Origin of the sequence: Delftia acidovorans NBRC 14950 (genome assembly GCF_001598795.1) — a bacterium.
In the GTDB taxonomy this organism is placed as follows: domain Bacteria; phylum Pseudomonadota; class Gammaproteobacteria; order Burkholderiales; family Burkholderiaceae_C; genus Comamonas; species Comamonas acidovorans.
Window position 1 is genome coordinate 184,601 of sequence record NZ_BCZP01000011.1, and the last position, 25,520, is coordinate 210,120.

Genomic DNA, 25,520 nt, shown 5'->3' on the forward strand with positions numbered 1-25,520 from the left:
TGCGGCGCGGATGGGCCCACTGCCGCGCCGCCTTCCCGAAAAGCGGCCAGCCACGCTGGCCGCCCACTCCCCTTTCATCACACAACGGAGGAACCCGAGGATGAACCAAGCCCTGAACCACAACCGACTGCCAACTGCCGCTGCCAGCCACTGGCTGCGCACCGCCACGATGGCTGCCGGCATCGCACTGGCCTGCGCAGGCGCATCGGCCGCCAGCGACCAGCCCGGCAAGGGCGTGAAGGTGTCGCCGCTCAAGAGCTCCATCGCCGAAGAAAGCTTCCAGACCCTGATCGTCATGAAGGCCCTGGAGAAGCTGGGCTACGACGTGCAGCCCTTCCAGGAAGTCGAGTACCCCACGGCCCACGTGGCGATTGCCAATGGCGACGCCACCTTCCTGGCCACGCACTGGAACCCGCTGCACGCCGACTACTACAAGAACGCGGGCGGCGACGCCAAGCTGTTCCGCAAGGGCGTGTACTCGGACAACGCCGCCCAGGGCTATCTGATCGACAAGAAGACGGCCGACGAATACAAGATCACCAATATCGGCCAGTTGAAGGACCCCAAGATCGCCAAGCTGTTCGACTCGGACGGCGACGGCAAGGCCGACCTCACCGGCTGCACGCCGGGCTGGGGCTGCGAGGCCGTGATCGAGCACCACCTGACGGCCTACAAGCTGCGTGACACCGTGACCCACAAGCAGGGCACGTACTCGGCGCTGATCGCCGACACCATCTCGCGCTACAAGGCCGGCAAGCCCATCCTCTACTACACCTGGACGCCCTACTGGGTGAGCAACGTGCTCAAGCCCGGCAAGGACGTGGTGTGGCTGGAGGTGCCCTTCTCCTCGCTGCCCGGCGAGCAGGCCAAGTTCGATACCAAGCTGCCCAACGGCAAGAACTACGGCTTCGTGGTGAACAAGCAGCAGATCGTGGCCAACAAGGCCTTCACCGACAAGCATCCCGACGCCGGCAAGCTGTTCGAGCTGATGCAGCTGCCCGTGGGCGACATCAGCGCGCAGAACCACATGATGAGCCAGGGCCAGAACAAGCCCTCGGACATCAACCGCCATGTGGACGGCTGGATCAAGGCCCACCAGAAGACCTTCGACGGCTGGCTCGAACAGGCCCGCGCCGCAGCCCGCTGAACGCTGCGGGGGGAGCCGCTCCAGGCGTTCCCCCGGCTTCCTGCTTCAAAGGCCCGCTTCAAAGGCCCGCTTCGGCGGGCCTTTTGAACATGCGCAGGGCGATGGCCGTGACCACCACGCCCGCCACCAGCGCCACCGCATACATGGCCACGTGGGTCACGGCGTTGGGAATGGGCGCGACGAAGATGCCGCCATGCGGCACCTTCAGCTCCACACCCGCCAGCATGGACACGGCACCGGCCACGGCCGAGCCCAGCACCAGGGCCGGAATCGTGCGCAGCGGATCGCGCGCCGCGTAGGGAATGGCCCCCTCGGTGACAAAGGCCAGGCCCAGCACGCCGGCCGAGGCGGCGCTGCCGCGCTCCTCGCGCGTGAAGCGGTCGGCGAACAGGCGCGTGGCCAGGGCCAGCCCCAGCGGCGGCGTCATGCCGGCGATCATGGCTGCGGCCATGGGCGTGTAGACCTGGCTCGCGATCATTCCCGTGGAAAACGCATAGGCGGCCTTGTTCACCGGCCCGCCCATGTCAAAGGCCATCATCGCGCCCAGCAACAGGCCCAGCAGCAAGGCACTGGCGCCCTGCATGCCGCGCAGCCAGGCGCTCAGCCACTGCAGCAGCTCGGCCACGGGCGCACCAACCAGATAGAACATCAGCAGCCCCGTGAACAGGCTTCCCAGCACAGGCAGGATCAGCATGGGCAGCAGGCCCTTGAGCGCCTGCGGCAGCCGGATGTGCGCCGCCATGAAGGCCACGGCATAGCCGGCGATGAAGCCGGCCGCGATGCCGCCGATGAAGCCTGCGCCCATGCTGGACGCGATCATCCCGCCGATCATGCCCGGCGCAATGCCGGGCCGGTCGGCAATGGAATAGGCGATATAGCCGGCCAGCGCCGGCACCATCAGCGCAAAGCCGCCCTTGGCGCCGATCTGGAACAGCGTCCATCCCAGCGTGCCCTGGTGCGCATCGTCATGGACATAGATGCCGCCCAGCGCAAAAGCCATGGCGATCAGAATGCCGCCCGCCGTGACGAAGGGCAGCATGAAGGACACGCCGGTCATCAGGTGGCGATAGGCACCGCCCTGGGTCCGGGCCGGCGTGGGCGCGGCGCCGCCTGCAGCAGCGCCCACGGCGGCACCATGCACGGTGGCTTCGGCCAGCGCCTTGGCGATCAGCCCCGAGCCGTCGCGTATGGCCGGCTTGGTGCCGCTGCGCAGCAGCGGCTTGCCCGCGAAGCGCGAAAGATCGACCTCGCGGTCGGCGGCGATGATGACCAGGTCGGCCTCGGCAATCTCCTGCGGCGTCAGCGCATCGAGCGCGCCCACCGAGCCTTGCGTCTCCACGCGCATGGCGTGGCCCAGCGCCGCCGCGCCGCGCTGCAGTCCCTCGGCCGCCATGAAGGTATGGGCGATGCCCGTGGGGCAGGAGGTGACGGCCACGATCCGCTTGCCCGTGCGCTGTACTGCGGGACTGGCGGCAGCGCAGCGTGCAAGCACGCCGGCTGGATCGTCGAGCGCCTCGCGCAGGCTGCAGCGCTCGACGGCGGCCTGCACGAAGCGGGAGGCATCGGCGGCGGTGTCTGCATCGTCATCGGTGCCGGCATCCCCCACGATCAGCAATTGCCCGGCCTGCGCGGCGGCATCGGCCGCATGCAGCCCGATCACACCGCCGCTGGCGCGCACTTCCACGGCCAAGGGACGCTGTCCGGCCGCATGGCGCAGGGCTTCGGCGGCCAGCAGCGCTTCGGCGTCGTGCCCGGCCGCTGCGATCACCACAAAAAGAGGGTTCATGAGAGCTCCTGAAGAATGGGGGATCACGGCCACTGGCATGGCTCCAGCAGCACGCTGGCGGCCAGGGCCTGGACGCGGTCGGCATCGACTTCGCGCGCGGGCGCTGCCTGCAGCCAGGCCAGCGCGCTGGCCGTGGACAGGCGTGCGGTGTCCGCCAGATCCAGTCCGCGCAGCCGCGCGGCCACCATGCCCGCGACCATGGCATCGCCCGCGCCCACGGAGCTGCCGCGCGCGCGCTGCGGCGGCCACGCGATCACCGCGCCTTGCGCGCTGGCAAACAGCGCGCCCTCCTCGCCCATGGAAACCACGGCCAGCCCCAGCCCCCTGTCCAGCAAGCTGCGCGCGGCGGCCAGCAGCGCGTCGCGGCCGTCCAGGCGCAGGCCGGTGGCGGCCTGCAACTCCTCCCGGTTGGGCTTGATGGCCCAGGGCATGGCCGCATGGGGGGCCGTCGCCAGGGCGGCGGCCAGGGGGGCCTCGCTGGTGTCCAGCAGCACATAGGCACCGGCGGCCACGGCCTGAGCCTGGAGCCGGGCCCAGCTGTCCGCAGGCAGGCCGGCCGGCAGGCTGCCCGACAGCACCACGGCCAGGCCGGGCCGCAGATACCGGGCCAGCGCGGCCATGACGGCGTCCAGATGCGCTTCGGCCAACACCAGGCCCGGCAGGTTGATGTCCGTGGTCTGGCGTCCGCCGTCGGCCACCAGCTTGATGTTGGTGCGCGTCTGGCCCGGCACGCGCAGGCAGGCGTCGGCAATGCCGCGCTGGGCGAACAAGGCCTCGAACATGCCGGCGTTGTCGCTGCCCAGCACGCCCAGCGCGGCCGTGGAAACGCCCAGGCCCGCCAAGGCGGCGGCGACATTGATGCCCTTGCCGCCCGGCGCCTGCACGCTGCCCAATGCGCGCTGCACTTGGCCGGGCAGCAGCGCATCCAGGGTCACGAGCTGGTCTATGGCCGGGTTCAGGGTCATGGTGATGGCTTGCGGGGCGTTCATGCCGTCACCTCCTTGGCCAGTGCCCGCACCTGCGCGGCATCCTCGCAGCCGAGCGCCCTGTCTGCGAGCGCCTGCAACTGCCGCAGGCTGGCCGCGCGCAGGCCGGCCTTGACACCGGCGATGTCGTTGGGGGTCATGGACAGCTCGCCCACCCCCAGCCCGGCCAGCAGCAGCGCACCGAACGGGTCGCCGGCCAGTCCGCCGCAGACGCCCACGGGGCGCGCGTGGGTGGCAGCGCCCTGCACGGTGGCGCGCACCATCCGCAGCACGGCCGGATGCAGGCTGTCCGCCTCGGCCGCCAGTTGCGGGTTCTGGCGGTCCATGGCCAGCACGTACTGGGTCAGGTCGTTGGTGCCTATGGAGAAGAAGTCCGCATGGCGGGCCAGTGCGTCGGCCTGCACGGCGGCGGCGGGCACCTCGATCATGATGCCCAGCGGCAGGACAGGGGCGTCCAGTTCGGCACGCAGCCGTTCGCAGGCCGCGCGCAGCGCCAGCAGCTCCTGCACGCTGGTGACCATGGGAAACATCACGGACAGCCTTGCGCCATCGCGGGCCGCCCGGTACAGGGCGCGCATCTGGGGCTCCAGCAGGTCGGGGCGGCGCAGCAGCAGCCGCGCGCCGCGCACGCCCAGAAAGGGGTTGTCCTCGCGGGGCAGCTCCAGGTGGGCGACCTGCTTGTCGCCGCCGATGTCCAGCGCGCGAACGATCAGCGGCCGGCCCTCCAGCGCCTGCGCCATGGCGCGGTAGGTTTCGTACTGCTCGTCCTCGCCGGGCGTGCTGCCGCGCTCCAGGAACAGGAATTCCGTGCGCATCAGACCCACGCCCTCGGCGCCCTGGGACAGGGCCAGCGGCACCTGCTCGGGCAGGTTGACGTTGGCGCAGACTTCGATGCGCACGCCATCGGTGGTGATGGCAGGCAGGCTGCGCTGCGCGGACACGCGTTCCTGCAGCGCCCGCTGCCCGGCCATGTGGGCACGCGCCGAAGCCAGGTCCTGCTCCGAGGGATCAAGGTAGATGCGGCCATTGGCGCCATCGACGATGGCCAGGGCCCCATCGGCCATGCCCAGCACGCCGCCGCCCGCCGCCACGGCGGCCGGCAGCCCCAGCGTGCGCGCGAGTATGGCCGTGTGCGAGGTGGGACTGCCCTGCGCCGTGACCAGCGCGGCCACGCGCGCCGTGTCCAGCTGGGCGGTTTCCGAGGGCGAAAGATCGGCCGCGACCAGGATGCAGCCGCCTTCCGGCAGGCCCTCCGGTCCCGCCGCTGCCAGCGAGGGCTGCAGTTGCACGAGCACGCGCCGGCCCACGTCGCGCAGATCGGCGGCACGCGCGGCCAGCGCGGGGTTGTCCAGCGCCTGGAGACGGGCAGCGCCCTCCTCCACGGCCTGGTCCCAGGCCCAGGCCACGCCGTGGCCCTGGACCATGAACTGGCAGGCGCGCGTGATGAGTCCGGTGTCGCCCAGCCACTCGGCCTGCGCGCTGAAGATGGCCGCATCGCCTTCGCCCAGGCGGCGGCGGGTGTCGTCATGCAGGGCGCGCAGCTGGCCCTGCGTCTCGGCCAGCGCCGCATGCAGCCGCGCACCGCCCACGCTGAGCGGCTCGGGCAGGTCGGGAATCTCGGCGGCCTCCACACGACACTGGTGGATGCGGGCCACGGCCAGCCCCGGGCTGGCGCCCAGGCCCACAAAGGCAGGCCGCGCCAGCGGCGGCAGCCAGCCCGTGGCGGGCGATTCGGCCGCCTTGCGCGCAGCGGCGTCGGCATCGGCACGTTCCTGGGCCACCAGGGCCTGGGCCACTGCACACAGGCGCTGGACCGCGGCACTGGCGTCGGGGCCCTCTGCCGAGACGGTGACCTTGTCGCCTTCGCGCAGTCCCAGCTGCAGCAGGCTGGCCATCTGCCGCGCATCGGCCACCTCGCCGCCATGGCGCACCTGGATGCGCGAGGCAAAGCCGCGCGCCGCCTCCGCCCAGCGCGTGGCAGGCCGCGCATGCAGGCCGTTGGGATAGGCAATGGTCCATTCGCGCGCCTCGGCCAGGTCCACTGCCGCCGGGCGGGCGGCAGGCGGCGCCGGGTCCGCTTGCCCCTGGAGTACATCGATGACCTGCTGCGCATCGCCGGTGGTGAACAGCGCCTGCAGCCGGGGTGTCTGCAGCAGGCCGGCCAGGCGGCGCAGCAAAGTGATGTGGGCATCGGAGCGTGCCGCCACCGCCACGACCAGATGCACGTTCTGGCCTGCATTCCAATCCAGGCCCTCGCGCACCTGGAGCACGGCCACCGCGTCGCGCAGCACCAGGGCCCGGTCTTCGGCGCGGCCGTGGGGAATGGCCACGCCGTGGCCCAGAAAGGTTTCGGCCTGGGCCTCGCGCGCCTGCATGCCGGTGGCATAGCCAGGGGCCACGCAGCCGCTGTCCTGGAGCAGCCGGGCCGCCTGGGCGATGGCGTCGGCCTTGTCGCGCACCCTGGCGTCCAGGCGTACGGCGATCTGCAGGCCCGCAGGAGCGGTGGGTGCAACCGCCGGGAGAGATGAATGGGCATTGATCATGGCGCGGATTGTGGGAACGTTCCCAACCATCAGTCAATCTGCACTGCAACATAACCCGGCCATAATCCGGCAATAACTCGGCATTTCTTTGGAGTTATCCTCTGCGGCAACCACAACCAACGGGAACGATTGCATTGAGCATCAGCATCAACGATGTGGCCCGTGCGGCCGGGGTTTCCAAATCGACGGTATCGCGCGCGCTGGCGGGCGGCTCGGTCAGCGAGGAGGTCCGGGCGCGGGTCGCGGCCGCCGTGCAGGCCACGGGTTACCGGCCCAATCTGATGGCGCGCCGGCTGCGCGCGCGCGACGCAGGGCCCATGGGCGTGCTGGTGGCCGACATACGCAACCCGTTTTTCACGGCCCTGATCCGCGCGGTCGAGGCCGAGGCCTATCGCCAGGGCCGGCGCGTGCTGTTGTGCAATACCGACGAAGACCCGCAGCGCGAAGCCATGTACCTGCAGCTCATGCAGGAAGAGCGCATCGCGGGGCTGATCTTTGCGCCCACCCAGGCCAGCCTGCACAAGCTGGAGCGCATGCAGCTGGAGTTTCCCGTCGTCCTGGTGGACCGGGCGGGCGCCCCGGCCTTCCATGACAGCGTGGTGCTGGACAACGCCCAGGCCTGCGCCACCCTGGTCAGGCATCTGGTGGGCCAGGGCCGCCGCCGCATTGCAGGCGTCTTTGGCAGCACCAGCAGCACGGCGCGCGAGCGCTGCGACGGCTATCTGGCCGCCATGCACGATGCGGGCCTGGCGCCCGACTTGCGCCAGTTGCCTCCGACCAGCGATGCCGCCGAGGCCGAGGTCGCGCAATGGCTGCGCCAGCCGCAGCGGCCCGATGCCTTCGTGGCCAGCAACAGCCTGCTGCTGGAAGGCTGCCTGCGCGCGATACGCGCCGCAGGCCTGCGCATCCCCGGTGACGTGGCGCTCGCCGGTTTCGACAACGAGCGCTGGACAGAACTGGTGGCCCCCGCCATCACCGTGATCGAGCAGCCGGTGGAGGCCATGGGCCGCGCCGCATTCGGCCTGCTCATGGAGCGGCTGCACACGCCCGACCTGCCGCTGCGCAAGGTGATCATGCAGGGGCGCTGCATCGTGCGCGAGTCCACCCAGGCGGCGGGCTGAGGTGCTACGCCGGGGCGGGATCACATCGGAATCACGCCGGGGTCACGCCGGAATCACGCAGGGATCTGCAACTGGCGCACGGCGTCGTCCACACTCCAGCCCGCATAGCTGGCGTGCGGCAAGGCCGGATTGCCCACGCGCGCCAGCAGGTCGCGCACGGGGTCCTTGACGCGGGCCAGGGCCAGCGGCACGCCCAGTTGCCGCAACTGGGCCGCGAAGTCGCACAGCGCCTCGACACTGGTGGCATCCAGATCGGCCGAATCTTCCAGGCTCAGCACCACGCCGCGGGGCGAAGGCAGGGATTGCAGCCGCTCCCGGATGGCCGCAAACACCGGGTCGGCATTGCCGAAGAACAGCGGCGCCTCGGACCGCGCGATCAGCAGGCCGGCCGGCACCACCGCGTCGGGGTGGCGTGCGGCATCGACAAAGTCATGCGTGTCCCCCAGCCTGCCCAGCCAGCTCACATGCGAGCGCGACAGCGTTTGCAGCAGCATGAGCAGGCTGGCCGCGATGGCCAGCAGCAGCCCGTCGAGCACGCCCAGCGCCAGCACGGCAAAGAAGGCCAGCACCACGATCAAGCGATCCCGCCGCCAGGCGAAGTAAGGGCGCAGCGCGGCAGGGTTCAGCGTGTGGCCCACGGCGTGGATGACGATGGCGGCCAGCAGCGGCTGCGGCGTGCGCTCTATCCAGGGCAGCAGCAGCCAGACGGCCAGGCCCACCACGGCGCAGGCCACCAGGCCTGCAGCGCGGCTTTGCGCGCCCGCCACCTTGTTGGCCGATGTGGCCGAGTAGCCCGCGCCCACGGGCATGCCATGGAACACGCTCGACAGCAGGTTGGCCGCGCCCAGCGCCATCAGGTCGCGGTTGGCATCGACGCGGTCGCCATGGCGCAGCGCAAAGGTACGGATGGAGCCATAGGACTCGGCATAGAGGATGAGCGCCATCGCAAAGGCCAGCTCGCCCAGGCGCAGCCATTCGGCGCGCGACAGCGAGGGAATGCCGGGGTTGGAGAAATCCAGCCGTATCGGCCCCACGGCCGCAATGCCCCAGCGCGCGCACCAGCCGCTCGCATCCAGCGCAATGCCGGCCGCAATCACCAGCAAGGCCGCAGGCAGGCCACGCCAGCGGGCCAGCGCACGCATCAGCAGCAACGCCGCAACGGCCATGGCCAGGCCCGCTCCATTCCAGTGCCGCCAGCCGGCCAGCAGCTCCCAGACAAAGCGCGGCAGATCGCCATGCACAGGCTGGAAGGCGACGGCATGCGGGATCTGCTTGACCACGATGGTCAGCGCCAGCCCCAGCGCAAAACCGCGCAGCACGGGCTTGGCAATGAAATTGGAGACCGCGCCCAGCCGCGCCAGCCCCGCCACCACGAAGAACAGGCCCGTCAGCAGCACGATGCCCACGCCCAGCAGCATGCGCTGCTGCGGCGAGGTGCCGGCCATGGACGCCGTGGCCGCCAGCAGCACGGCGGCAGAGGAGGATGTGGCCGAGACGATGGCGAAGCGGCTGGTCCCCAGCAGGCCATAGGCCAGCAGCCCGGCGAACAGCGCAATCACCCCGGCCTGCGGCGGCAGGCCGGCGATGCCGGAATAGGCCACGGCCTCGGGCAGCAGCAGGCCGGCGATGGACAGGCCGGCGCCCCAATCGGCCAAGGCAGGCAGGCCAGGCGCACGCATCAGGATTGCGGAGCAACGACGCCGGACCAGCCCGGCAGGTAGCGCGCCTCGGCGCCGTGCGCCAGGCCCAGGGCCTCGTGCAGGGCCTGATCGGGCAAGGCGACATCGCTCTTGCCACTGCGCAGGTCCTTGGGTGCAAAGCGCGTGCGGAAAAAATCGGCCCAGAGGAATTCGACGAAAGGCGCCGTGTCCTTGGCATAGCCACCGGCCTTGCGCACGGCGCCGGCCAAGCTGCGGTAGGGGTCGTCGCGCAGGCGGTCCAGCTGCTCGGGCATCTTGGCCCAGTCGCATCGGCGGCCGCGCTCGTCATACGGATGGGCCCATTGGTGGAACTCCATCAGGCGCCAGAACATCAGCGGATCGGCCTCGCTGAAATCGGCCAGCTGCATGACCCAGACCTGCTCCACGGACTCCTGCGTCAGCGCCAGCCCCAGGTGGTGATGGTCAACGATGTAGTGCAGGCCGCGCGGCCCCAGCACGGCAGGAAACCAGTGCGAGGCCAGAAGGCCTTCGCGCTCCTTGCGCTTGAGGTGGCCCCACTGGGCGCGCTTGGTCTGCACTTCGGCGGCGCCTATGGTCATCTGCGTGGGACGCAGTGCGTCCAGCGGAACCCGGGTCAGATGCTGCTGTGCTCTCATCGTCCAAACCTCCGTTGCATCAAAGGTGCGGACCCGGCGGGCTGCCCGGTCCGACATCCAGAATACGCCTTCGGAGTTACAAATGGTCGCAACAACGGACTTGCACCCATAATCGCTCACAATTTTGTCCCGTTGACCTCATGAACCAGCCCCAACATCCCATCGTCCATGGCACGGAAGACGTGCTGATCAGCCTCTGCAACTCCGTCTCGCGCGTGCTCCAGGTGGCCACGCAGTGCCAGATCCAGTATTCGGGCATGGTGCAACGCATCACCAAGACCAGCCTCAAGCCCGACATCGGCTGCTTTGTCCTGGTGGACGGCGGCTTCTCGGGCCTGGTGATCATCAATTTCTCGGCCGCCGCCGCCATGGAGCTGTACCGCAGCTACATGCTGAGCATGGGCATGGGCGAGGACGACCTGGCCACCTCCTATACCTCGGACGATGTCAGCAACGTCATGGGCGAGCTGATGAACCAGGTGGTGGGCGACTTCACCAGCAAGGTCCAGCGCGAGCTTCAGACCTACATCACCCAGAGCCAGCCCAAGATGATCCGCCTGAACAAGCAGGTCAACCTCAGCGTGGACGCCAACCTCGACTCCCCCGAGGCGCGCCGCGTGACCTTCTACACGGGCAACAACAACATCTTCTATCTCGAACTGGCCATGGACCGCACGGAGTTCATCAAGGTCGTTGACTTCGAGCCCCAGGAGCGCCCCGATCCCGATGCGCTCATGGCCCAGACCGCCGCCAGCGCCCCGGCCGCAGCGCCCGCGCCGGCCGCCAGCACCGACACCGACGAACTGCTCAAGTCGCTGGGCATGTAACTGCCGGCACGCGGCTCCGGCATACAGCCCGGCATACGGCCCCGGCACCGCGGGCAAGACCCTGATGCATGCGGATGTATCAGGGCGGCCCCGCAAACGACATCGTTGATATGCAGATAATTGGGATGCCAACTATTTGAATATCACCCGATGTCGTCCCCTTTCGCCCCCTCACCGCCCACGCAGGCCGACCCCGCCGCCGTGCAAAGGCATTTCATGTTCACGCTGGGGCAGGTGAACAAACAGTGGCGCCGCACGCTGGACCGGCTGCTGGCACCCATGGGACTGACCCAGGCACTGTGGATGCCGCTGATGCACCTGGCGCGCTCGCCCGAGGCCATGCGCCAGAAGGATCTGGCCCACTCCCTGGCGCTGGACAGCTCCTCCGTCGTGCGCTTGGTGGACGGCCTGGCCGCCCAGGGCTGGATAGAGCGCGTGGACGACAGCGACCGCCGCGTCAGGAAAATCCAGCTCACGCCAGCCGGCCATGCCCAGGTAGAAGCCGTGCAGGGCCTGCTGCAGCAGGCGCGTGCCCAGGTGCTGGGCGCCGTGCCGCCCGAGGAACTGGATGCGGCATACGCCACGCTGCAGCGCCTGCTGCAAGCCATGGCCGCCGAGCCCGCCTGCGACGCGGACCTGCCCGACGAGCAGGCTGCCTGAGATGGCGGCCGAGCACTCTTCGCTGCCACCCGCCCAGGACCATACAGCGGCCAGCCGCAAGGCGCCGCTGTGGCTGCTGGTGATCGTGACCATCGTCGGCACGCTGGCCATGCACATGTTCCTGCCCGCCCTGCCCGATGCCGCACGCCAGCTCCAGGCCGGGGCCAGCCAGATGCAGCTGACCATCACGGTCTACATCCTGGGCCTGGGCGTGGGCCAGCTGATCTATGGCCCGCTGTCGGACAGCCTGGGTCGCCGCCCCATGCTGCTGGCCGGGCTCATCCTCTATGCGCTGGCCAGCCTGGCGGCCTTTCTCGCCCCGTCCGCCCCCTGGCTGATCGGCGCGCGGCTGCTCCAGGCGCTGGGCGGCTGCGCGGGCCTGGCCCTGGGCCGCGCCATTGCGCGCGATTCAAGCACGCCCGAGAACGCCGTGGGCAGCCTGGCGCTGCTCAACCTGATGATGATGATCGGCCCCGGCATCGCGCCGGCCATCGGCTCGGCCATCGACGACGCCCTGGGCTGGCGCGCCATCTTCGGCACGCTGGCCGTGGTCGGCGGCGTGACGGCCTTCGCCATCTGGAAGCTGCTGCCCGAAACCGGCCAGCCCACGGGCCGCCTGCACCTGGGCACCATCCGCGACGACTACCGCAGCCTGCTGCGCTCGCCTGCCTTCGTGGGCTTTGCCGTGGGCGGCGGCTGCGCCACCACATCCATCTATGCCTTCCTGGCGGCCGCGCCCTTCGTCTTCATCGAGCAGCTGCATTCCACCAAGCATGAGGTGGCCATCTACCTGGGCCTGCTCATGGGCGGCATGGCCGTGGGCAATGCGCTGGCCCGTCAGCTGATACGCCACTGGCCCCTGGAGCGGCTGATGCTCAACGGCAATCTGCTGAGCCTGGCCAGCGCGGCCATGCTGCTGTTGCTGGCCCTGTTCAACCAGCTCACGCCGGCCATCGTGGTGGGGCTGATGGTGCTGTTCGCGCTGGGCTCGGGCCTGACCAGTCCTGCGGCGCTGGCCAGCGCGCTGAGCGTGCATCCGCGCCTCACGGGCTCGGCCGCCGGGGTCTACGGCAGCACCCAGATGGCCGTGGGCGGCCTGTGCACGCTGGGCGCCAGCCTGGGCAGCAACCCGGCGCTGTCGGCAGCGCTGGCCCTGGTGGTGGCCTGCGTGCTGGGGCAACTGGGCTTTCGCAGCGCGCTGCGCCACGCGCAGCGGGCGCCCGGCTGAGGGGCGCCCCGGCGAGGGCCTCCCCGGCTGAGGGCCACAGTCCCCCAGGCGACGCTCCGGCCGCATGCGGGCCCGAGGCGCACAGGCCCTCGATTACATTGGCGCAGCCGTGGCCAGCCGCCACGGCCCACAGGAGACAAAAAACCATGCGCCAACTTTCCTTTTCCATCGTCCTGCGCCAGGCCGCCACCGGCACGCTGGCAGCCGCCGCGCTGCTGGCCGGCACAGCCGCCCAGGCCGGCTCCATCGAGGCCGCCGAGTTCAAGAGCGCCACGCTGCAGCGCAGCTGGGCCTACAACGTCTACCTGCCCACGGGCTACGACGCCCAGTCCAGGCTGCGCTATCCCGTCATGTACCTGCTGCACGGCAATGACGGCCAGCGCAATGACTGGCCCGTCAAGGGCAATCTGCTGCGCACGGTGGACCAGCTGATCCAGAACGGGGAGATCCCGCCCGCCATCATCGTCATGCCCGACGCGGGAACGACCTGGTACGTGGACCTCAAGGAGCCCATGGAGACGGCCTTCTTCCAGGACCTCCTCCCCCATGTCGAGAAGAAGTACCGCACCCTCACCAGCCGCGATGGCCGCGTGATCGGCGGCCTGTCCATGGGCGGCTATGGCGCGCTGCGCTACGTGCTCAAGTACCCCGAGAAATTCCAGGCCGCCGCCCTGCTGAGCCCCGCCATCTACAACCCCGAGCCGCCCGCCGATTCCTCGGCACGCTCGGTCAAGGTCTTTGCCGAACCCAACACGGGCGGCCAGTACAGCACCACGGTCTGGAAGAGCTACAACTACCCTGTGCTGTGGGACAGCTTTCTCGCCCGCAAGATCAGCGTGCCCATGTACATCAACTCGGGCGACGACGATGAATTCATGATCGAGTCCGACGCCGCCCAGCTCTACGCCCAGCTGCGCAGGAACAAGCAGCCTGCCGAGCTGCGCATCGTCAACGGCAAGCATGAATGGCCGGTCTGGGAAAGCACCATCGGCGACGCGCTCAAGTACGTGTTCCGCACCGTGCGCCGCCCGCAGGCGGACAACTGAGCCAGGCCATGAAGCAAAAAAAGGGGAGCCGGCCGGCTCCCCTTTTTGATTGCATCAGCAGGTCTTACAGATTGCCGACCATCTTGGCAGGGATCACCCAGGCGTCGAACTGTTCGCCGGTCAGGTGGCCGGAAGCCACGGCGGCTTCACGCAGGCTGGAGCCTTCCTTGTGCGCCTTCTTGGCGATGTAGGCCGCCTTGTCGTAGCCGATGTGCGGGTTCAGCGCCGTCACCAGCATCAGCGAGCGCTGCACCAGCTCGGTGATGCGCTCGCGGTTGGGCTCGATGCCCACGGCGCAGTGGTCGTTGAAGCTCTTCATGCCATCGGCCAGCAGGCGCACGCTCTGCAGGAAGTTGTGCGAGACCATGGGGCGGAACACGTTCAGCTCGAAGTTGCCCGAGGCGCCGCCGAAGTTGATGGCCACGTCGTTGCCGAAGACCTGGGCCGCCAGCATGGTCACGGCTTCGCTCTGCGTGGGATTGACCTTGCCGGGCATGATGGACGAGCCGGGCTCGTTCTCGGGGATGGAGATCTCGCCCAGGCCGCTGCGCGGGCCCGAGGCCAGCCAGCGCACGTCGTTGGCGATCTTCATCATGCTGGCGGCCAGCGTCTTGAGCGCGCCGTGGGCGTGGACCAGGCCGTCGCACGAGGCCAGGGCCTCGAACTTGCTGGGCGCCGTCACGAACGGGTAGCCGGTGAGCTGGGACAGCTCGGCCGCCACGCCCTCGGCATAGCCCTTGGGCGCATTCAGGCCCGTGCCCACGGCCGTGCCGCCCAGCGCCAGCTCGTACAGGTGCGGCAGCGCGGCGCGCACATGCTTTTCGCCATGGGCCAGCTGGGCTACCCAGCCCGAGATTTCCTGGCCCAGCGTCAGCGGCGTGGCGTCCTGCAGATGGGTGCGGCCGATCTTGACGATGTCGGCATAGGCCTCGCTCTTGGCCTGCAGCGTATTGCGCAGCAGGGCAATGGCGGGCAGCAGCTTTTGCTCGATGGCCGTGACGGCAGCCACGTGCATGGCCGTCGGAAACACGTCGTTGCTCGACTGGCTCTTGTTCACATCGTCATTGGGGTGGACCAGGCGCGACTCGCCGCGCTCGCCACCGAGGATTTCGCTGGCGCGGTTGGCCAGCACCTCGTTGACGTTCATGTTGGTCTGCGTGCCCGAGCCGGTCTGCCAGACCACCAGCGGGAACTCGTCCGGGTGCTTGCCGGCGATCACCTCGTCGGCGGCGGCCAGGATGGCCTGGGTCTTCTTCTCGTCCAGCAGGCCCAGCTTGTGGTTGACGGTGGCCGAGGCCTTCTTGACCTGGGCCAGCGCGTGGATGATCTCGCGCGGCTGCTGCTCTCCGCTGATGTCGAAGTTCTGCAGCGAACGCTGCGTCTGCGCACCCCAGAGCTTGTCTGCGGGGACGGCTATGGGTCCGAAAGTGTCTTTTTCCTGGCGGGTCGCGGTCATTGGTATGGACTCCTTGGTGAAAACAACGCGGCGCAGTTGGCTGGAGGCAGGTCGGCGGGCCGCGCAGGACGTGGCTCGGGGATATCTGGCTGGCAGGGCCGCAATGGCAAAAACCCGCTCATGGTAACTCCGTAAATGGGAACCTCTCGCATCCGTCCCCCACTGAGGTGTCGCCGAGGCGGGCTTGTCCAGGCAAACCCCTTGACTCTTGTACAAGACTGCGCCCATTGCGTGCACTTTTCCCCCTGCAGCGCCGATAATCGCCCCCGGGATTCCCCTCCCCTGTTCCCCCGATCAAAAAGACACCCCACCGATGACCACCACGATCCGCCAGCAGGACCTGATCGATTCGATCGCAGGCGCCCTGCAGTACATCAGCTACTACCACCCCGCCGACTACATCGCCCACCTGGCCCGCGCCTACGAACGCGAGCAGAGCCCGGCGGCCAAGGACGCGATGGCCCAGATCCTGACCAACTCCAAGATGTCGGCCACCGGCCACCGCCCGATCTGCCAGGACACCGGCATCGTCAACGTGTTCCTGAAGGTGGGCATGGACGTGCGCTGGGAAGGCTTCACGGGCGGCCTGGAAGACGCCATCAACGAAGGCGTACGCCGCGGCTACAACCACCCCGAGAACACGCTGCGTGCCTCGGTCGTCGCCGATCCGCTGTTCGCGCGCAAGAACACCAAGGACAACACGCCTGCCGTCATCAACGTGCAGATCGTGCCCGGCGACAAGCTGGACGTGACCGTGGCCGCCAAGGGCGGCGGCTCGGAGAACAAGTCCAAGATGATCATGATGAACCCCAGCGACAACCTGGTGGACTGGGTGCTCAAGACCGTTCCGACCATGGGCGCGGGCTGGTGCCCGCCGGGCATGCTGGGCATCGGCATCGGCGGCACCGCCGAGAAGGCCGTGCTGCTGGCCAAGGAAAGCCTGATGGAAGACCTGGACATGTACGAGCTGCAGGCCAAGGCCGCGCGCGGAGAAAAGCTCGACCAGGTCGAGGAACTGCGCCTGGAGCTGTACGAGAAGGTCAACGCCCTGGGCATCGGCGCGCAAGGCCTGGGCGGCCTGGCCACCGTGCTGGACATCAAGATCAAGATGTACCCCACGCACGCGGCCTCCAAGCCCGTGGCCATGATCCCCAACTGCGCGGCCACGCGCCACGCGCACTTCGTGATGGACGGCTCCGGCGCGGTCTACATGGACGCACCCTCGCTGGACCTGTGGCCCAAGATCGACTGGGAGCCTGACTACAACAAGTCGCGCCGCGTGGACCTCAACGCCCTGACCAAGGAAGAAGTGGCCAGCTGGAAGCCCGGCGACACCCTGCTGCTCAACGGCAAGATGCTCACGGGCCGCGATGCCGCCCACAAGCGCATCCAGGACATGCTGGCCAAGGGCGAGAAGCTGCCCGTGGACTTCACCAACCGCGTGATCTACTACGTCGGCCCGGTGGACCCGGTCAAGGACGAAGCCGTGGGCCCCGCAGGCCCGACCACGGCCACCCGCATGGACAAGTTCACCGACATGATGCTGGAGCAGACCGGCCTGATCGCCATGATCGGCAAGGCCGAGCGCGGCCCGGTGGCCATCGAGTCCATCAAGAACCACAAGTCGGCCTACCTGATGGCCGTGGGCGGCGCCGCCTACCTGGTGTCCAAGGCCATCAAGAACGCCAAGGTCGTGGGCTTCGAGGACCTGGGCATGGAAGCCATCTACGAATTCGACGTGGTGGACATGCCCGTGACCGTGGCCGTGGATGCCGGCGGCACCAGCGCCCACATCACAGGCCCTGCCGAATGGCAAAAGCGCATTGCATCCGGCGAGTTCAAGACCATTGAGATCGCTTCGGCCTGAAGCCGGCACCAAGCGCAAAGGGACCGCCTTCGGGCGGTCTTTTCATTGGTGCGGGCATTTGTGACAGACTGCCCGCTGCCTGCAACACAGCCCATTCAACATGACCATCGCGCTCGTCCTCATCGCCCTGCTGGCCGTGACCAGCCTGGCCTGGCGCCTGTCCTCCCGCCGCCATGTCCTGCCCTGCCCGTCCTGGCTGCGCTGGATGGTCGAGCTTGACAACCCCTTCGCGGCCAGCAACAAGGCCGCCTTCATCGTCGGGCAACTGCAGATCCAGCCGGGCATGAAGGTGCTGGACGCGGGCTGCGGCCCGGGCCGCGTCACCCTGCCATTGGCGCGTGCCGTTGGCCCGCAGGGACAGGTGCTGGCCGTGGACCTGCAGCCGGCCATGCTTGAACAGGTGGCGGCCAAGGCGCGCGCCCAGGGGCTGGAGAATGTGCGCACCCAGGCGGCTGCGCTGGGCCAGGGGCAGCTTGAAGCACAGCAGCACGACCGCGCCGTGATGGCCGCCGTGCTGGGAGAGATTCCGGACCGCCAGGCCGCGCTGGCCGATATCTTCCAGAGCCTGCGCCCCGGCGGCCTGCTGGCCGTGGCCGAGCTGGTCTTCGACCCGCATTTCCAGCGCCGCACCAGCGTGGAAAAGCTGGCAGGTGAGGCAGGCTTCATCCCCCACTCCTTCCACGGCCATGCAGCCGCGTATCTGCTGGTACTGCAGCGCCCTCTCCAACCATGACCACCACACATTCCCCTGTAGCGACCCTGCGGACACCGCGCCTGGTACTGCGCCAGTGGCAGGCTGGCGACCGACAGCCCTTTGCCGCGCTGAATGCCGACCCACAGGTCATGGAGCACTTTCCGGCACTGCTCAGCCGTGAACAAAGCGATGCCATGGCAGACAGGATCCAGGCACTGATCGAGGAACGCGGCTGGGGCTTCTGGGCGGCAGAGCACCTTGCCAGCGGCGAGTTCATGGGCTTCATCGGGCTGCATACTCCCGCCGCGTCTTTGCCGTTCTCGCCCTGCGTGGAAATCGGCTGGCGGCTCGCCCGGCCTTTCTGGGGCCAGGGCCTGGCCAGCGAAGGTGCACGGGCGGCGCTGGAGCACGGCTTCGGCGCGTTGCATCTGGAGTCCATCGTCTCGTTCACCGCGCTGTCCAACCTGCGTTCGCAAGCGGTGATGCAGCGCCTGGGCATGGAGCGCGACGCCCATGACTTCGACCATCCGCAGGTGCCGGCAGGCCATGCGCTGCGCAGGCATTGCCTGTATCGCCTGACACATGCCCGATGGCTGCAGCAGCAAGCCATGGCCCAAGCATGAACGCGCCCGAGCGGGCATACTGGGCGCCGCCTCCAAAAGCCTTTATCCGCATCTCCACATGACCTCCCCGGCCTCTCCCATCGGCGTCTTCGACAGCGGCATCGGCGGCCTCAGCGTGCTGCAGGCGCTGCGCCATGAACTGCCGCATGAGCGCTTCGTCTACCTGGCCGACAGCGGCAATGCACCCTATGGCGATGCGCGTGGCGATGCCTTCGTTCAGCAGCGCACGCGCACCATTGCGCGCCATCTGCGCGAGCAGCACCAGATCAAGGTGCTGGTGATCGCCTGCAACACAGCCACGGCAGCGGCCGTGGACATGCTGCGCGCCGAAATGCCCGAACTGCCCCTGATCGGCGTGGAGCCCGCCATCAAGCCCGCTTCGCTGTCGAGCCAGACCGGCCATGTGGGCGTGATGGCCACACGCGGCACGGTGAGCAGCGCACGCTTTGCACGCCTGGTGGCCGACCATGGCCAGCGCGTGCAATTCCATGTCCAGCCCTGCGACGGACTGGCCAAGGCCATCGAGGAAAGCACGGAGCAACCCGTTCCCGCCGACCCCATGGCCACCGAGGTCGCGCAACTGTGCGCCAGGTACGTGAATGCCCTGGGCAGCTTCGGACAAAAGACGGGTGAGATGGATTCCCTGGTGCTGGGCTGCACCCACTACATATTCGCCCGCGAGCAGTTGCGCACGCTGCTGGGGCCGGACATCCAGTTCATCGACACAGGTGCCCCGGTAGCCCGCCAGACGCGGCGCGTGCTGGATCGCCTGGGCACCCTGGCCAGCGAATCAGGACCCTTGCCCGCGGCAGAGGGCCAGGTCCAGTTGATGACCACGGGATCGCTGCAGGCCCTGCAGTCCGCCGCATCGCGCTGGCTGGAGCTGCCCGCGCAATGCTGCTCGTCCGTTCAGGTCGGCGAATCCAGCGCTGTCCCCACGGCCGCTTGAATCAGGGCTGCGCCAGCCACAGGCGCCGGCCCGAGTGGTCCATCCAGCTCAGGTACAGGCGCAGCTCGAACTCCAGCTGGTGGTAGTCGGGCTCCATGTGGGTGCACAGCTGGTAGAAGGCCTTGTCGTGGTCGGGCTCGCGCAGATGGGCCAGCTCGTGGACGACGATCATGCGCAAGAAAGCCTCGGGCGCCTGCTTGAACAGTGCGCCGATGCGGATCTCATGCCGTGCATTGAGGCGGCTTCCCTGCACCACGGTGCGGCGCGTGTGCAGGCCCAGGGCGTTGTGGACCACATGGATGCGGCCGTCGTAGGCCACCTTGTTCAGCGTGCCGGCATTGCGCATGTGCCGGCCCTTGAGGGCATCCACGTAGTCATAGAGGCTCTTGTCCGTGCGCACGGCATGGGCCTCGGGATGCTTGCGCAGCAGCCAGGCCTCGGCCTTGTCATCGGCCAGCCAGCCACGCACCTGTAACTGCAGCGCGGCGGGGTAGGCGGACAGGTAGGGAAGCGGCAGCGCGCCACCGGCCACCTCGCGCCGCTGCTCGCGCTGGCGGCGCACGGTCTCGGTGACTGCTCCGGAATACTTGGGCGTGCTGGCCTGTGCCGCCATGGCTGTACGCTGCGCGGGGCAGCGCCTTGCGCTCAATGCAGGTGGCGTGGGCGGCGGTTGCCGCCGTGGCCCGAACCCGATCCACCCATGCCGCGCGGCGGCTTGCCGATCTCCAGCGAGCTGACCAGGGCGTCGAAGCGCTGGGAGAACAGCTTGTCGATCTCCTGCACCACGCCACCCAGCTCGGAGCCGTCGAAATGGCGCTCCATCAGGTTGACCACGTCCTGCACCAGCAGATCGCGCTGCACCTGCATGATGGCCGCGGGCGTCGGACCAACGAAGAGCATGACGAAGTCGTCGCGCGACTCGGCCTCTTCGGACTCTTCTTCCTCGTCGAACTCGGTGTCGTAGAAGGTCACCTCGATGGCCGCGCCCTGCTCGGCCAGCTCGTTGATGCCCATGCACATGTCGTCCAGCGACTGGCGGAAATCCTCGTCACCACGCACGGTCCAGCACACCTGGAGCAGGCGCTCCTTGGTATCGAACTGGATGCCTGGCTCTTCCTCATAGACGCTGCCAGCGCCATCGGCCAGGGAACGGGCCCCCGCATACTTCCACAGCGGACCCAGCGCTTCCTGCAACTGCTCGTAGGTCGTGTCGGGGCGCAGCAGCACTTGGCCGTGCACGTGGATTTCAAATGGAGCGTTGTAATTCGACATGTTCTCGTCTGGGATGAGTTTGGCCACACCTGTCACGCCGCACCATGTGCCACGATCAACGTCAACGGAACGCATGCAGGCATCGCCATCACTGTCTGCCCGAGCCGCGCCATCCAGGCAAGCAGCCCGGGGCCTGATGAATGGATTCTCGCACGTTATGCCAACGGGCAAGGACTTGGCAACGCATGGACACCGTGCAGCGCAGCAAGCGGGCAGGACCGTCGATGCACATTGCGGCCCGACGCCTGAATTTGCGGAACAGCAGGCGCCTTGGCTGCTTCAATCCGCTACCGTATAGATAGCAACAATGCTTAGTACGTATTGGGTTGTGGTGCCCCGAGCCGGGATCGAACCGGCACGCCCCTGTTCGGAAGCGGCGGATTTTAAGTCCGCAGTGTCTACCAATTTCACCATCGGGGCCCTGCACCGCAGCGTCACAGGTCAGCGCGAACTGCTCACACCTGCAACTGCAGCACCAACGAAAAAGGGAAGCGTTACCGCTTCCCTTTTTTCTGAATTGGAGCGGGAAAACGGGTTCGAACCGTCGACCTCAACCTTGGCAAGGTTGCGCTCTACCAACTGAGCTATTCCCGCGTATCTGTAAAGCTGTGCGCTTTACAGAGCAGACTTGAATTCTAGCGCAGATTTTTGGTGCTTCGGAAGAAGCCCGTAAAAAATCTGCACCAAGGCAGATCACAGCCTGCCTTGCACCTTGCGGCGGCAGGCTGCTTCACCGTCGAAGCCTACTTGCCGTCGATGCGATCCTGCATGCGCTTGGCCCGCTGTTCGGACGGCGGATGGGAGCTCAGGATGGAGCTGCCGCCGCTGCCGGCGCTGAGCTTGGCCAGCTTCTGGAACGATGTGACCAGTCCCTGGCGGCTCATCTTCTTTTCCGTGAGCAGATCGAAGGAGTAGTCATCAGCCGCCGATTCCTGCGACTGCGAGAACTGGGCATTGATGAACTTTTCACCCAGATCACCCGCCTGCGAACGCGACAGCGAGGCCAGCGCCGAATTGCCGCTATTGGCCGCAATAGAGCGTGCAGCCGAAGCCGCATAGGCCGTCTGCATGCGCTTCTTGCTGTGACCCAGTGCCACGTGCCCGATCTCATGACCAATCACGCCACGCAGCTCGTCATCGTTCATCAGGTCCATCAGGCCGCTGTAGACACGGATGCAGCCATTGGCCATGGCCCAGGCATTCACGTCCTGCGTCATATAGACCTTGTAGACAGCCTTCTTCCCATTGACAGCCTGCGGCATGCCGGCAATCACCTTGTTCAGCCGCAGCGTGTACTTGCTCTTTGCATCTGCCACCTTGTTCTGGGCATCCATGGCTGCACAGGAATCATTGGACAGCGTGACCACGTCGTCATCCGTGAGCGTCATGGCCTTCATGGCCGTGGAGCCCGAATCCAGCAACCCGCCCACATCGGCAGACTCCATGGTTTTACAGCCCGCCAGCACCACGCCCCCGGCAACAATCGCCGTCAATAACTTGATCTTCATAATCCCTCCCGATAAATGAAGCGCGCATCATATCCACGACCCGCCAACTCAATCTACCGGCAATGACAACCCATTTGCAATTTCTTGCAATTTCTCAATGGATAAGCAATGCCAAATTTCAATGACGGCTGTCCATTCAAAACAAATGGAAACAATTAAATTCACCAGATCAGCAATGGATGACCAAAACAGGCATGCAGCCATGCTGTCGATGCACAGAGCGTGAAGCACTGCCACGGCACTGAATCGAAAGAGAAGAAGATGCGCCAGCCAAGTCGAGGCCGCTGCGGAGACATGGCACCAAGGACGAACACCGATCCGTGATGCAGAAAAAGAAAAAGGCCCCGAGGGGCCTTTTGAACAATGTGTCTGCAATGAATTTTTGGAGGCGCGAACCAGAGTCGAACTGGTCTAACCGGATTTGCAATCCGGGGCATAACCGCTTTGCTATCGCGCCAAGATCACTATCAAACATGCAGCATTGCTGCAGTTTTTAAAACTGGAGCGGGAAAACGGGTTCGAACCGTCGACCTCAACCTTGGCAAGGTTGCGCTCTACCAACTGAGCTATTCCCGCAAAAAATTCAAGCAACCAACCGTCACCTGAATCGGATGTGCACCAGGCACATCCAAAACTGGAGCGGGAAAACGGGTTCGAACCGTCGACCTCAACCTTGGCAAGGTTGCGCTCTACCAACTGAGCTATTCCCGCTTGAATCATCCATTCTGGCAGCCAACCGCCACCAAAACCGAACAAACCCGAAAGCATGTTCAAAATCTGGAGCGGGAAAACGGGTTCGAACCGTCGACCTCAACCTTGGCAAGGTTGCGCTCTACCAACTGAGCTATTCCCGCATTTCCACCGAAGCCTGACATTCTACAACGTCGTTTGCTGCGATGGGATGAATTGTAGCGTAGTTCTTGGAGGGTTCAGGAAAAACGCTACATTTTTTCATCTTCAGTGCTTGACGGCTGGCTCCACAGGCTTGGATTCCGCTGGCGGCGGCGCTGCGGCCTCCTCTTCGGACAAGGGCTCGGGCACACGCTCCAGCGCCACCTTGAGGACCTGGTCGATCCACTTGACGGGGATGATTTCCAGGCCGCTCTTGACGTTGTCGGGGATCTCCTGGAGGTCCTTGACGTTCTCTTCGGGGATCAGCACCGTCTTGATGCCGCCACGCAGGGCCGCCAGCAGCTTTTCCTTGAGACCGCCGATGGCAGTGACCTCACCGCGCAGCGTGATTTCGCCGGTCATGGCGACATCGGCACGCACCGGGATACCGGTCAGCGCAGAGACGAAGGCCGTCGTCATGGCCGCACCCGCGCTGGGGCCGTCCTTGGGCGTGGCGCCATCGGGCACGTGCACGTGGATGTCCTTCTTCTCGAAGGCCTCGTCCTTGATGCCGAGCATGCGCGAGCGGCTGCGCACCACGGTGCGGGCGGCTTCCACGGACTCCTTCATCACGTCGCCCAGCGAGCCGGTGCGCGAGATCACGCCCTTGCCGGGCATGATGGCGGCCTCGATGGTCAGCAGATCGCCGCCGACCTCGGTCCATGCCAGGCCCACGACCTGGCCGACCTGGTTGTTGTGCTCGGCCCGGCCGTAGCTGTACTTGCGCACACCCAGGTAGTCGGTGAGGTTGTCGGCATTGACGACGACGGTGGGCTCCAGCTTCTTGAGCTGCAGTCCCTTGACCACCTTGCGGCAGATCTTGGAGAGCTCGCGTTCCAGCGAGCGCACGCCGGCTTCACGCGTGTAGTAGCGCACGATGTCGCGGATGGCGGACTCGTCGACCTGCATTTCGCCGTCCTTCACACCGTTGTTGGTGAGTTGCTTGGGCAGCAGGTAGCGGATGGCGATGTTGACCTTTTCGTCCTCGGTGTAACCCGACAGGCGGATCACTTCCATGCGGTCCAGCAGCGCCGGCGGGATGTTCATGGAGTTGGAGGTCGCCACGAACATCACGTCGCTGAGGTCGAAGTCCACCTCGACGTAGTGATCGCCGAAGGTGTGGTTCTGCTCGGGGTCCAGCACTTCCAGCAGGGCGCTCGACGGGTCGCCACGGAAGTCCATTCCGAGCTTGTCGATTTCGTCCAGCAGGAACAGCGGGTTGCGCGTGCCGACCTTGTCCAGGCTTTGCAGCACCTTGCCCGGCATGGCGCCGATGTAGGTGCGGCGGTGGCCGCGGATTTCCGCCTCGTCACGCATGCCGCCCAGCGCCATGCGCACGTACTTGCGGCCCGTGGCCTTGGCGATGGACTGGCCCAGCGAGGTCTTGCCCACGCCCGGAGGTCCGACCAGGCACAGAATGGGCGCCTTGACCTTGTCCACACGCTGCTGCACAGCAAGATATTCAAGGATGCGGTCCTTGACCTTTTCGAGGCCGAAGTGGTCGGCATTGAGCACGTCCTCGGCATTGGCAAGGTCGTGCTTGATCTTGGTCTTCTTGCTCCAGGGCAGGCCCGTGAGCACATCGATGTAGTTGCGCACCACGGTGGCTTCGGCCGACATGGGCGACATGAGCTTGAGCTTCTTGAGCTCGGCCTCGGCCTTCTTGCGCGCCTCGGCGGGCATGCGGGCCAGCTTGATCTTCTTTTCGATCTCTTCGATGTCGGCGCCGTCTTCGCCCTCACCCAGTTCCTTCTGGATGGCCTTGACCTGCTCGTTCAGGTAGAAGTCGCGCTGGTTCTTCTCCATCTGGCGCTTGACGCGGCCACGGATGCGCTTGTCAACGTTGAGGATGTCGACTTCGCGGTCCAGTTGCTCGAAGAGGTTTTCCAGGCGCTCCTTGATGTCCACCAGGTCGAGCACGGCCTGCTTGTTCTCAAGCTTGAGCGGCAGGTGCGCGGCAATGGTGTCGGCCAGGCGGCCGGCATCGTCGATGCTGGCGATGGAGGTGAGGATCTCGGGCGGGATCTTCTTGTTGAGCTTGACGTACTGGTCGAACTGCTGCGTCACGGCGCGGCGCAGGGCCTCGATCTCGCTGGGCTTGTGGGTTTCGGCCTCGGGCGCCACGGGCACGACGGAGCCCACGAAGTGGGTCTCCTCGTCCATGACCTGCTTGACCAGCGCGCGCTGCTGGCCTTCGACCAGCACCTTGACCGTGCCGTCGGGCAGCTTGAGCATCTGCAGGATGGTGGAGACGCAGCCGACATCGAACATGTCAGCGGCCGTGGGCTCGTCCTTGGAGGCGGTCTTCTGGGCCACCAGCATGATGCGGCGGTCGCCCTCCATGGCCAGCTCCAGCGCCTTGATGCTCTTGGCACGCCCCACGAACAGCGGGATCACCATGTGGGGGAACACGACCACATCGCGCAGCGGCAGCAGCGCCAGGTCTAGGGGGGTGGAAGGCAAAGGGGTATGTCCTGACATGGGAATCCTCGGTTTGTCAGCGGAAGATGGTCCGCACACCGGTGTATTTCAACCCTGCGGCCCGAAAGGATTTCGGGACGCAGGGACTTGCGCTGCCGGACCTTTGCAGGCGGCGGCG

At 66.9% G+C, this 25,520-nt stretch carries 21 protein-coding genes and 6 tRNA genes; 10 read left to right on the top strand and 17 right to left on the bottom strand.

Going from position 1 to position 25,520, the window contains the following annotated elements:
- Positions 1-100: 100 nt before the first annotated feature.
- On the top strand, positions 101-1,147 hold the full coding sequence (gene proX, locus DA1_RS16375) for a glycine betaine/L-proline ABC transporter substrate-binding protein ProX (RefSeq protein ID WP_012204550.1): 1,047 nt from the start codon (positions 101-103) through the stop codon (positions 1,145-1,147).
- 58 nt (positions 1,148-1,205) lie between these two features.
- On the opposite strand, the gene DA1_RS16380 is transcribed toward proX, so the two are convergent.
- The 3 genes from DA1_RS16380 to ptsP are packed head-to-tail and all read right to left on the bottom strand — an operon-like array spanning position 1,206 to position 6,462.
- Positions 1,206-2,933, bottom strand: a complete 1,728-nt coding sequence (locus DA1_RS16380; RefSeq protein WP_034391773.1) for a PTS fructose transporter subunit IIC — start codon at positions 2,931-2,933, stop codon at positions 1,206-1,208.
- A 23-nt stretch (positions 2,934-2,956) separates the two neighbouring features.
- On the bottom strand, positions 2,957-3,922 hold the full coding sequence (locus DA1_RS16385) for a 1-phosphofructokinase family hexose kinase (RefSeq protein WP_034391771.1): 966 nt from the start codon (positions 3,920-3,922) through the stop codon (positions 2,957-2,959).
- Positions 3,919-6,462, bottom strand: a complete 2,544-nt coding sequence (ptsP, locus tag DA1_RS16390; protein ID WP_034391769.1) for a phosphoenolpyruvate--protein phosphotransferase — start codon at positions 6,460-6,462, stop codon at positions 3,919-3,921. Before ptsP ends, DA1_RS16385 begins: the two co-directional genes overlap by 4 nt.
- A 134-nt stretch (positions 6,463-6,596) precedes the next feature.
- On the opposite strand from ptsP, the gene DA1_RS16395 reads away from it, so the two are divergent.
- Positions 6,597-7,583: a LacI family DNA-binding transcriptional regulator gene (locus tag DA1_RS16395; protein ID WP_034391767.1), complete on the top strand. Its 987-nt coding sequence runs from the start codon at positions 6,597-6,599 to the stop codon at positions 7,581-7,583.
- Positions 7,584-7,636: 53 nt separating this feature from the next.
- On the opposite strand, the gene DA1_RS16400 is transcribed toward DA1_RS16395, so the two are convergent.
- Together DA1_RS16400 and DA1_RS16405 are read right to left on the bottom strand one after the other, a co-directional pair.
- The gene (locus DA1_RS16400) at positions 7,637-9,262 is read right to left on the bottom strand and encodes a SulP family inorganic anion transporter (protein WP_034391765.1); all 1,626 of its coding nucleotides are present in this window, start codon (positions 9,260-9,262) and stop codon (positions 7,637-7,639) included.
- Entirely contained in the window at positions 9,262-9,900 is a 639-nt protein-coding gene (locus DA1_RS16405) for a ParB-like protein (RefSeq protein WP_034391762.1), read from the bottom strand. The genes DA1_RS16400 and DA1_RS16405 overlap by 1 nt, the downstream gene beginning before the upstream one ends.
- Before the next feature lie 140 nt (positions 9,901-10,040).
- Between DA1_RS16405 and DA1_RS16410 the strand changes: the two genes are divergently transcribed.
- The 4 genes from DA1_RS16410 to DA1_RS16425 all read left to right on the top strand — a co-directional run bounded on the left by DA1_RS16410 (position 10,041) and on the right by DA1_RS16425 (position 13,661).
- Entirely contained in the window at positions 10,041-10,727 is a 687-nt protein-coding gene (locus DA1_RS16410; RefSeq protein ID WP_012204543.1) for a DUF3334 family protein, read from the top strand.
- A 150-nt stretch (positions 10,728-10,877) separates the two neighbouring features.
- Positions 10,878-11,387 carry a MarR family winged helix-turn-helix transcriptional regulator gene (locus DA1_RS16415; RefSeq protein ID WP_034391761.1) on the top strand — a complete coding sequence of 170 codons (510 nt, stop codon included), beginning with the start codon at positions 10,878-10,880 and terminating at the stop codon, positions 11,385-11,387.
- Between the two features lies 1 nt (position 11,388).
- The gene (locus DA1_RS16420) at positions 11,389-12,615 is read left to right on the top strand and encodes a multidrug effflux MFS transporter (protein WP_034391759.1); all 1,227 of its coding nucleotides are present in this window, start codon (positions 11,389-11,391) and stop codon (positions 12,613-12,615) included.
- A 146-nt stretch (positions 12,616-12,761) separates the two neighbouring features.
- Positions 12,762-13,661 carry an alpha/beta hydrolase gene (locus tag DA1_RS16425; protein WP_034391756.1) on the top strand — a complete coding sequence of 300 codons (900 nt, stop codon included), beginning with the start codon at positions 12,762-12,764 and terminating at the stop codon, positions 13,659-13,661.
- 64 nt (positions 13,662-13,725) lie between these two features.
- Here the strand turns inward: DA1_RS16425 and fumC are convergent, their stop codons facing one another.
- Entirely contained in the window at positions 13,726-15,117 is a 1,392-nt protein-coding gene (gene fumC, locus DA1_RS16430) for a class II fumarate hydratase (RefSeq protein WP_013803259.1), read from the bottom strand.
- Positions 15,118-15,430: 313 nt separating this feature from the next.
- Here fumC and DA1_RS16435 point away from each other — a divergent pair, with 313 nt between their 5' ends.
- The 4 genes from DA1_RS16435 to murI all read left to right on the top strand — a co-directional run bounded on the left by DA1_RS16435 (position 15,431) and on the right by murI (position 19,250).
- On the top strand, positions 15,431-16,984 hold the full coding sequence (locus DA1_RS16435; protein ID WP_034391754.1) for a fumarate hydratase: 1,554 nt from the start codon (positions 15,431-15,433) through the stop codon (positions 16,982-16,984).
- Between the two features lie 100 nt (positions 16,985-17,084).
- A complete protein-coding gene (locus DA1_RS16440; protein WP_034391752.1) occupies positions 17,085-17,717 on the top strand; it encodes a class I SAM-dependent methyltransferase in 633 nt (210 codons plus the stop codon).
- The gene (locus DA1_RS16445) at positions 17,714-18,301 is read left to right on the top strand and encodes a GNAT family N-acetyltransferase (protein WP_034391750.1); all 588 of its coding nucleotides are present in this window, start codon (positions 17,714-17,716) and stop codon (positions 18,299-18,301) included. The genes DA1_RS16440 and DA1_RS16445 overlap by 4 nt, the downstream gene beginning before the upstream one ends.
- A gap of 58 nt (positions 18,302-18,359) precedes the next feature.
- The gene (gene murI, locus DA1_RS16450) at positions 18,360-19,250 is read left to right on the top strand and encodes a glutamate racemase (RefSeq protein WP_034391748.1); all 891 of its coding nucleotides are present in this window, start codon (positions 18,360-18,362) and stop codon (positions 19,248-19,250) included.
- 1 nt (position 19,251) lies between these two features.
- On the opposite strand, the gene DA1_RS16455 is transcribed toward murI, so the two are convergent.
- From DA1_RS16455 to lon, 11 genes are all read right to left on the bottom strand, one after another.
- Positions 19,252-19,863, bottom strand: coding sequence for a M48 metallopeptidase family protein (locus tag DA1_RS16455; protein ID WP_034391746.1), 612 nt, complete (start codon positions 19,861-19,863; stop codon positions 19,252-19,254).
- A gap of 32 nt (positions 19,864-19,895) precedes the next feature.
- Positions 19,896-20,522 (bottom strand): DUF6806 family protein, encoded by a 627-nt coding sequence (locus DA1_RS16460; protein WP_013803265.1) that lies wholly within the window; start codon positions 20,520-20,522, stop codon positions 19,896-19,898.
- Positions 20,523-20,851: 329 nt separating this feature from the next.
- Positions 20,852-20,942 (bottom strand) — tRNA-Leu (locus tag DA1_RS16465).
- A gap of 98 nt (positions 20,943-21,040) precedes the next feature.
- A tRNA-Gly gene (locus DA1_RS16470) sits at positions 21,041-21,116 on the bottom strand.
- A 149-nt stretch (positions 21,117-21,265) separates the two neighbouring features.
- A complete protein-coding gene (gene loiP / locus DA1_RS16475; RefSeq protein WP_034391743.1) occupies positions 21,266-22,030 on the bottom strand; it encodes a metalloprotease LoiP in 765 nt (254 codons plus the stop codon).
- Between the two features lie 48 nt (positions 22,031-22,078).
- Entirely contained in the window at positions 22,079-22,267 is a 189-nt protein-coding gene (locus tag DA1_RS30465; RefSeq protein ID WP_155294197.1) for a hypothetical protein, read from the bottom strand.
- A 146-nt stretch (positions 22,268-22,413) separates the two neighbouring features.
- Positions 22,414-22,487: transfer RNA gene (locus DA1_RS16480), tRNA-Cys, on the bottom strand.
- 43 nt (positions 22,488-22,530) lie between these two features.
- A tRNA-Gly gene (locus DA1_RS16485) sits at positions 22,531-22,606 on the bottom strand.
- Positions 22,607-22,665: 59 nt separating this feature from the next.
- Positions 22,666-22,741 (bottom strand) — tRNA-Gly (locus DA1_RS16490).
- A 67-nt stretch (positions 22,742-22,808) separates the two neighbouring features.
- Positions 22,809-22,884 (bottom strand) — tRNA-Gly (locus tag DA1_RS16495).
- Positions 22,885-22,987: 103 nt separating this feature from the next.
- Positions 22,988-25,402: an endopeptidase La gene (gene lon / locus DA1_RS16500; RefSeq protein ID WP_012204531.1), complete on the bottom strand. Its 2,415-nt coding sequence runs from the start codon at positions 25,400-25,402 to the stop codon at positions 22,988-22,990.
- Between the last annotated feature and the right edge of the window lie 118 nt (positions 25,403-25,520).